Origin of the sequence: Rhizobium sp. LjRoot30 (assembly GCF_964253915.1) — a bacterium.
Classification (GTDB): Bacteria; Pseudomonadota; Alphaproteobacteria; order Rhizobiales; family Rhizobiaceae; genus Metarhizobium.
The window spans coordinates 1-4,071 of record NZ_CAXUSG020000041.1 but is presented as its reverse complement, the minus strand read 5'-3'; the positions used below and the strand labels follow the sequence as shown (position 1 = coordinate 4,071).

The following is a 4,071-nucleotide window of genomic DNA, read 5'->3' as shown; positions in this document are numbered from 1 at the left end:
GCTGCCTGCGGAGACGTTGTCGGAGGCGGCAAGCGCGTCGCCGACGACGCCGCGCAGGCGTTCGACCATGCTTTCCAAGGCCAGGCCCAGCGTATCCTTGTCGGACAGCGGTCGCGGGGAGACCGTCAGGTCGCCGTTGGCAATCTGATCGGCGATGGCTGCGTTGGCGCGCAGGTTGGTGACCATGGCGAGCATGGAAAGCCCCAGCGCATCCTTGTCGGACAGCGGCTTGGGATCGTGGCTCAGGTCGCCGGCGGCGATGCTGTCGGCGACGTTTGCCGTGTTGCGCAGGTTGCTGGTCATGACGTTGATCGTCTCGACAAGATCCTTGATCTCGTCATTGGTCTTGACCTCGATGCGCTGGTCGAGATCGCCGATGGCGACGGCATCGGCCGCAGCGCCGATCTTGGCGAGACCACGCGTGATGCTAAGACCGATCCAGAGCGCTGCGGCGATAGACAACAGCACGCCGCCGGCCGCGGCGGCCATCAGGGCATAGAACGTATTGTTGGATGCGGCTTCCGAAGCCTGGCCTTCGGCGGCGATTGCCGCACGTGTCATCGAGGCAAGCTCCCCGGTCAGGCCATTGAGCGTTTTGACCGCGGCCGCACCCTCGGTGTGATTGACGACGACGGCCTGGTCGTGCTGGCCGGTGAGCGCCAGATCACGGATGCGGCTGCTCAGGGCAGCGAAGCCTGTGGAGAATTCGCGAATCTCAGCCCATTTTTCCTTGAATTCCGCCGGAGCGTGTTCTTCACCCAGCTTGAGGGCCTCGTTGAACTCGGCATGATGATGTTCGATCGCCTCGATGGCGACCTTGATGTCCTGGCTGTTGCTGGAGAGCAGGAGGTCGGCATTCGCGAGCGACATGGAATCGAATGCATGAACGAGCTTGGATGCGTCGGCATCCTGGCGCACCGGCCCGGTCAGCAGGGCGCTCTGCATAGAGGCGATCTCGTTGACGCCATGCATTCCAAAACCCGCGCAGCCGATGGTCACGGCAATCAGCAGTCCGAAAGCGACGACCAGTTTGGCCTTGATGGTGAAGCGCATAATTCCGACTCCCAATGCAGTTGCGATGTCTCACGCGTGACGCGATGTTTCAGCCGGGATCACCGGTGGCCGGACATCCGGCAGGGCATTTCTTTTCTTTCGATCATTCCAGCATCCCGGCCCGGAGGCCGGGATGCTGGTGTTTGGTTCAGGCCGTTTCCCTGAAGTCGAGGTCGTCCGCATCCGGACCGCCCTGGGCGAGATCCAGCGCGAAACCTTTGACGCGGGCCTGCTGGCCGGCAATCGTCTGTCCCGGCACAGGCTTCTGCGGCTGCCGTGCGACTGGCTTGGCAGGCTTGGCGGCCTTGACCGGAGCGCGCTCCTGTGCGCGGACGCCGCTGGTATCCACCTTGAAGAAGGCAATGGAGGTCTGCAGTTCTTCCGCCTGCGCTGCCAGCTCTTCCGAGGTCGATGACATCTGCTCGGAGGCGCCGGCATTCTGCTGCGTCACCTTGTCGAGCTGCTGGATCGCCTCGTTGATCTGGGCCGCGCCGATGTCCTGCTCGCGGCAGGCCGCGGTGATCTCGGCGACCAGTTCGGCGGTCTTGCGGATGTCGGGCACCAGGCGGCCGAGCATGTCGCCGGCTTCCTGTGCAGCCTTGACCGTGTCGCTCGACATCGAGCTGATTTCGGCTGCTGCCGACTGCGAGCGTTCCGCGAGCTTGCGGACTTCCGAGGCCACGACGGCAAAACCCTTGCCATGTTCGCCGGCACGCGCTGCCTCGACGGCGGCGTTCAGGGCCAGCAGGTCGGTCTGGCGAGCGATTTCCTGAACGATGGAGATCTTCTCGGCAATGGTGCGCATCGCGCCAACAGCGCGGTTGACCGCTTCGCCGCTCATTTCCGCATCCTTGGCGGACTGGCGAGCGATCTTCTCGGTCTGGGCGGCGTTGTCGGCGTTCTGCTTGATGTTTGCGGCCATCTCTTCCATCGAGGCGGAAGCCTCTTCGGCGGATGCGGCCTGCTCCGTTGCACCCTGCGAGACCTGCTCGGAGGACGACGACAGTTCCTGGCTGCCGGAGGAGACGCTGTTTGACGCGACCATGGCATCACGCACGACGCCGCGCAGGCGCTCGACCATGCTCTGCAGTGCCAGTCCGAGCGTATCCTTGTCGGAAAGCGGCTGCGGCGAGATGGTCAGGTCGCCATCGGCGATCTTGTTGGCGACGGCGGAGGTCTCGCGCAGATTGGTGACCATGCTCAGCATGGCATTGCCGAGCGTATCGTTGTTCGACAACGGCTTCGGAGTGACCGAGAGGTCGCCTTCCGCAATCTGGTCGGCGATCTTGGAGGTGTTGCGCAGGTTGGCGACCATGTTCTGCATGGCGATACCGAGCGCGTCCTTGTCCGACAGGGCCTTGGCATCGACCGAAAGATCGCCGGTGGCGATGAGATTGGCGACGTTTGCCGCTTCCCGCAGATTGGCGGTCATGGCGTTGACGGTATCGACGAGATCCTTGATTTCGTCGTTGGTCGTCACGGCAACGGTCTGGTTGAGATCGCCAAGGGCGACGGCATTGGCAATCAGCGAAACCTTCTTAAGGCCGCGGTTGATTCCGAGGGCGATCCAGACAGCGGCAATCACGCTGATAAGAATGGCGGCACCGAGCAGGGCGAAGATCAGGTTGCGGGTCGTTTCGTATTGCGCGTTGGTTTCGTCGGCAGCCTTGGTCATCAGGGAGCGGCTGGTCTCGACGCGGGCATCGATGATCTTTTCGATTTCGTCCATCACCGCACGGCCTTCGCCGGTGGCGATCGCAACCGCCTCGGCGCTGTTGCCGGCCTTGGAGAAGCTGCGGATCCGGTCATCGATCGCAAACAGCTTGTCGGCGAGGTCACGGATTTCCTGCCAGCCCTTCTTGCTGGCTTCCGTCGTCACCGCATTCTGCATCCATTCGATCTGTTCGACGAAAGCCTTGCGGTTGTCGTCGCTGGCAAGAATGTAACGCTCGATATCGGCGACCTGGGTCGCGGTTGCCATGCTCATCTGCGCCCGCGCAATGCGCAATTGCGTACGGCTGATGTTCTGCGCCGTTTCAAGTCTCAGCGCCGGACCCTGGATGACGCCGCCAACCGCAGTGTTGAGGTTGGAAAGGCTGTAAACGCCGTATCCACCCGTGACGACCAGCAAAATGATCAGCAGCCCAAATGTAAGGCCGAGTTTAGACTTGATAGTGAAGCGCATTGAAATTCCTCATAAAAGATCGGTACAGAAAGGTTTGAGAACGGTCTCCGGCCCGATTTCCGGCACAGGGCGTTTGGTGTTGCCGGAAAACATGTCGGAGCAGTCGTTTTCATTTGGGAAACGACCCGCCCGGAAGGCGGGTCGCTGCTTGTCGGGGTTTGGGCGGTTACGCGCTTTCCCGGAAGGCGTGATCGTCCGAATCCGGTCCGCCCTGGGCGAGATCGAGCGCAAATCCCTTGATCCGGGCCTGCTGGGCCGAAACACTGTGGCTCGAAGCCGATTTCTGCGTTTGCGGCTTGCTCACCTGCTTGATCGGGCGGGCGGCAGGCTTTGCCGAAGCGCTGCTGCGGCCCTTGCTTGTCTCCACCTTGAAGAAGGCGATGGAGGTCTGCAGTTCTTCCGCCTGCGCCGCCAATTCTTCCGAGGTCGACGACATCTGCTCGGAGGCGCCGGCGTTCTGCTGCGTCACCTTGTCGAGCTGCTGGATCGCCTCGTTGATCTGCGATGCACCGATGTCCTGTTCGCGGCAGGCCGCGGTGATTTCGGCAACCAGTTCGGCGGTCTTGCGGATGTCCGGCACCAGACGACCGAGCATGTCGCCGGCCTCCTGTGCGGCCTGCACCGTATCACCGGACATGGCGCTGATTTCGGCTGCTGCCGACTGCGAACGTTCGGCAAGCTTGCGGACTTCCGAAGCGACGACGGCAAAACCCTTGCCGTGTTCGCCGGCACGCGCTGCCTCGACGGCGGCGTTCAGCGCCAAGAGGTCGGTCTGGCGAGCGATTTCCTGAACGATGGAGATCTTCTCGGCAATGGTGCGCATGGCGCCGACG

The 4,071-nt window shown here is 62.5% G+C and carries 2 protein-coding genes and 2 pseudogenes; all 4 read right to left on the bottom strand.

Annotated features, from left to right (window positions below; all coding sequences use genetic code 11):
* The coding region (locus tag ACSQ3I_RS28010) for a HAMP domain-containing protein (protein WP_436004440.1) at positions 1 to 1,053 on the bottom strand (1,053 nt) is incomplete at its 3' end.
* 148 nt (positions 1,054 to 1,201) lie between these two features.
* Positions 1,202 to 2,632, bottom strand: a pseudogene (locus ACSQ3I_RS28005) (methyl-accepting chemotaxis protein); the annotation flags it as partial.
* A 72-nt stretch (positions 2,633 to 2,704) separates the two neighbouring features.
* Positions 2,705 to 3,238: pseudogene (locus ACSQ3I_RS28000) on the bottom strand (MCP four helix bundle domain-containing protein); the annotation flags it as partial.
* Positions 3,239 to 3,404: 166 nt separating this feature from the next.
* Positions 3,405 to 4,071, bottom strand: a 667-nt coding sequence (locus ACSQ3I_RS27995; protein WP_436004438.1) for a methyl-accepting chemotaxis protein, incomplete at its 5' end; no start/stop codon positions are given.